A 3,595-nucleotide genomic window follows, 5' to 3' on the forward strand; every position below is an offset into this window, starting at 1 on the left:
TATCCTGTCCAGGTATCCCAAGATCAGTGATATCCTTTTTTGTCACTTTCTCAGCATCCGACACATGCCCCTGACCATCATTTGCAAACTTATAAAAACCTTTGCTGTGCGGTGTGTGCGTGGGGTGGGTGTACACCGTATCGCTGTCTGCAACCGTGCTCTCGCTGCCATCCGATCCTTTTAGGGAGATCGTGTGGCCTGTCTTTGTTAACTTGTATGTTGTATTGCCGCTTTCTCCAGATTTTTTTGATTTGCGGTACAGATATTTGCTATAGTCAGTGCCCCTTTTCGCCATAGATCTTGACTTGCTCACAGATAGTGTACGTGTATCTTCGCCAGCGCAAGATATTGTCTGACCGCCACGGAATGTCCATGTTACATCTGTGATATATGTACGGTATTTTTCTTTTGTGTCCGGGTCTGTGATCGTTACAAGATCGCCGACACGGAATAAATAAGGTACATATACTGTCGCAGAAAAAGGATTGATCAGATGCTTTCCGTTTTCATCGGTCGCAGCTTTGTATATGTAATCCCACGGCAGGGCTATCATGCCTGCGGTTTTACCAGCGTACAGATCGGATGGTATCACGTCCTCCTGGTATTGCCAAAAAGGGTTATTTGTTATATCTATCGTTAACGGAGCTGCATCGCTCGGAATCGGCGATGCATACCAATAATTTGAAAAGCCACTGTCAAAGCACACTCTCCACATTGCAGGGAATACATAGTATGGTGATCGTTGATGAGTTCCAACGGCAATGTTGGACGAATTTATCTCAATGTCAGGTTCTCTATCACCTAGTCTACAAAATCCCACTTTTCCGTTTTCATCCGCTACGATAAATGCGCCCAGATATTCCGCAATATATGATGCAAAGTCTTTCACAGATTCTGTGGAGCACTCGTTGGATACAGATGTGTAAAGTTTCGTATCACCTGAATCCGGGACTTTCGCCACGGTTTCATCGTGGTTTAAATGCGGTACACTATATGTATTGCAGATCAGACTCAATATCGTGGCAGGATCTCTCGTCGCACCGCCTAAGATGCTGATCAAACCATTTTCTGCGTCCTGCACGTCTTTTGCACCGTAGCAACTTTCGTCTAGCAATACAATATTATCAGACGCAGATACCGTATAAACATTCCCATTTTTGGTTGAGGATGTTACATTGTACTCCCCTCTTTTCTTCGGCAATCCAGGAGGATACCATACGTACAGATTGATTTTTGCGCCAAACATATCTTTATGGCGCATACCTGACGGCGCACGAAATGATACCGACATAGTACCAGCATTACACGACCCAGCAGGGATTCCTCCTCCACTGCTGCACGACTGCGTTGTCGTAAGGCTTTTCTCAATGATGCCGGATTCATCTACTTCATACGTTTTCCCAGATCTCGTTACGATTTCCAGTTTTGCGTGTTCATTAATTATCATTTAGCAGCCCTCTCAATATGGAAATACGTCCGAAACGGCTTGATATAATCACCCATAGCAGCCCTTATATCAACATAGCAGTCCAGTTCATCGGCAGGCGGCAGTGGGATCATTGTTCCCTCTGCGCCCTCTTCCGTGAGATTTACAGCTGTGAGCGTATAGTCGGTATCCCCTTCCGCTTTCACTCCAACACTTGGGCTACATGTTGCGATAGTCCGATATGTAGTATCACCCAAAAACAGCGCATGTGTTGTACCATAAGAAAAGTAGATTTCTTTCCGGCACACATATTCCCCGTTCCCGATGTATTCGCAGTCGGAAAGTGCGATCAGTTCGCTGCCAAACTGGAACTGATATGCACCATGAAGCGTTAAAATCCCGGTGGGCAACGGTGTGTTAGTATCTCTGATAATAACGGGGATCTCAATCGACATCATGTCGCAGTGCTTTGATATTAGGCTTGTCGTTGTGTCGCCGTTGACATAGCAGTATACTCCTGTATATGGTGTGGGATCGTATCCTGTACCCGTCCAGATTCCGCCGAATGCGATTTCTCCGTATTTGAGATATTCCGCAAGCTTTTGTATTGCTTCGCATGTTCCCTCAAATTTCAGCGTGGTTTCCTTTTCAATGGATTCCCTGGCGTAGGTGATATAGCTGCTGTTTTCCGCTTTGTATTTCTCGGAATTCTGTGCGTATCCCACTTCTATCTCGCCAACTTGCACAAGATCCATCGTGAGAAAAAACAATCCGCCGTCTATGTTCGCTGCCGGATAGTACGCATCACAATACAGCATGATTCCACCTCCAAATTATCAAAATTCCGTACCGCCTCTGACGGCGTTTGCACGGTCCTTTGCAGATATTACAATCGTATCTAGCACCTGTGTGTTCGGCGTGAGATATACCGGTAATATCCAGTTTCCGCCGTCTTTGGCGGTTGCCGCTGGCTGTTGTGCGGCGGCCATGTATGCTTGTTCTGTGGATGCAGGAGGAGGATTCGTGATTGTATTCCACGGGCTAATCGGCAGCTGAGATGCATTTATGACGTCTTGTGCCATGCGTTCTGCAGAGATGGTGGCTTCACCGGAATTGTTCTGAATGCCGAGTGCAAGTCCCTCAGTGTAATATTCACCGTTTTCCATGGCAACTTTGGAAGGGGAGTGTATGCCCAATGCGTCTTTTGCGCTCCTATCCATGTTATACATTGCTTTTGACGCTTCTTCTTCCGCCAATGTATTGCCCGGATCATTGATACCAGCAGCTAAACCAGCGGCATATTGATAACCGTTATCCATCCCCCATTGATACAGTTCCGCAGCTTGTTGTGACAACATTTTAGAGATATTTCCTAGTGCATCCGTTATTGTGTACTCGTTTTCGCTGATTCCGTTTCCGCATCCAGCATCCCAGTTTGCCCCGGCTGTATATCCAGCTTCACTAGCAAGCTGGTTAAACTCGTTAAACTCCTGACTTGCAGCAACATACGTATCATACGCTGTGTCGACCATAGACTTACTGATTCCGGCGGCACCTCCATCATATTTTTGCTTTAAATCTTTCCAATAAGTGTGCGCATCATCTCTTTGCTTTTTCAACGTTTCCTGTGTTCCCGTCTCTGCTGTTTGCAGGTTATTTAGTAATCGGGTATTACAAGCTTCAATTTCATCCGCATTACCAGATGCAATTGCTACTTGCATATCCTCATAGTTTTTGATTTCGCTTTGATATGCAATGACGTTGTTCATGCTTTCGTCAACTTTTTGGTTTGCTTCATCCAAGTTTACGGATATATCGCTTATAGACTTTTCCAATTGCTGATATACCTTTGTGCTGTTGTTCGCAATATCGCTCTGGCTGATTCCAAAGTCATCGCCATACGATGACAAAAATCTGTCAACAGCGGCGTAATAAGCATCTGTTCCAGCACCATAACTGTTTAGATTTTCAAAAGCACTTTTTGCAGATTGTGCTTTTTGCAATCGACGTTCTAATGACTTTTGATTATCAAGATTGTCAGAGTGTGTTAATCCGGCATCAGCAAGATTTGTCTGTGCTTCCATGTAGCTGTTTTCATTTGCTGACAATAGTGCATTAGGGAAACACTGATTAAATCTTCCCATTGAGCTACAAATATGGTATAATAGA

At 44.9% G+C, this 3,595-nt stretch carries 3 protein-coding genes; all 3 read right to left on the bottom strand.

Going from position 1 to position 3,595, the window contains the following annotated elements; translation table 11 throughout:
- Positions 1 to 1,447: hypothetical protein (locus QZ375_RS13935; protein WP_295219940.1), on the bottom strand; the 1,447-nt coding region annotated here is incomplete at its 3' end.
- Positions 1,444 to 2,244 (bottom strand): hypothetical protein, encoded by an 801-nt coding sequence (locus QZ375_RS13940; protein ID WP_295219943.1) that lies wholly within the window; start codon positions 2,242 to 2,244, stop codon positions 1,444 to 1,446. The genes QZ375_RS13935 and QZ375_RS13940, both read right to left, overlap by 4 nt.
- 18 nt (positions 2,245 to 2,262) lie before the next feature.
- Positions 2,263 to 3,595, bottom strand: a 1,333-nt coding sequence (locus QZ375_RS13945; RefSeq protein WP_295219945.1) for a hypothetical protein, incomplete at its 5' end; no start/stop codon positions are given.

Origin of the sequence: Ruminococcus sp., assembly GCF_019417665.1 — a bacterium.
Taxonomy (GTDB): Bacteria; Bacillota; Clostridia; order Oscillospirales; family Ruminococcaceae; genus Ruminococcus_C.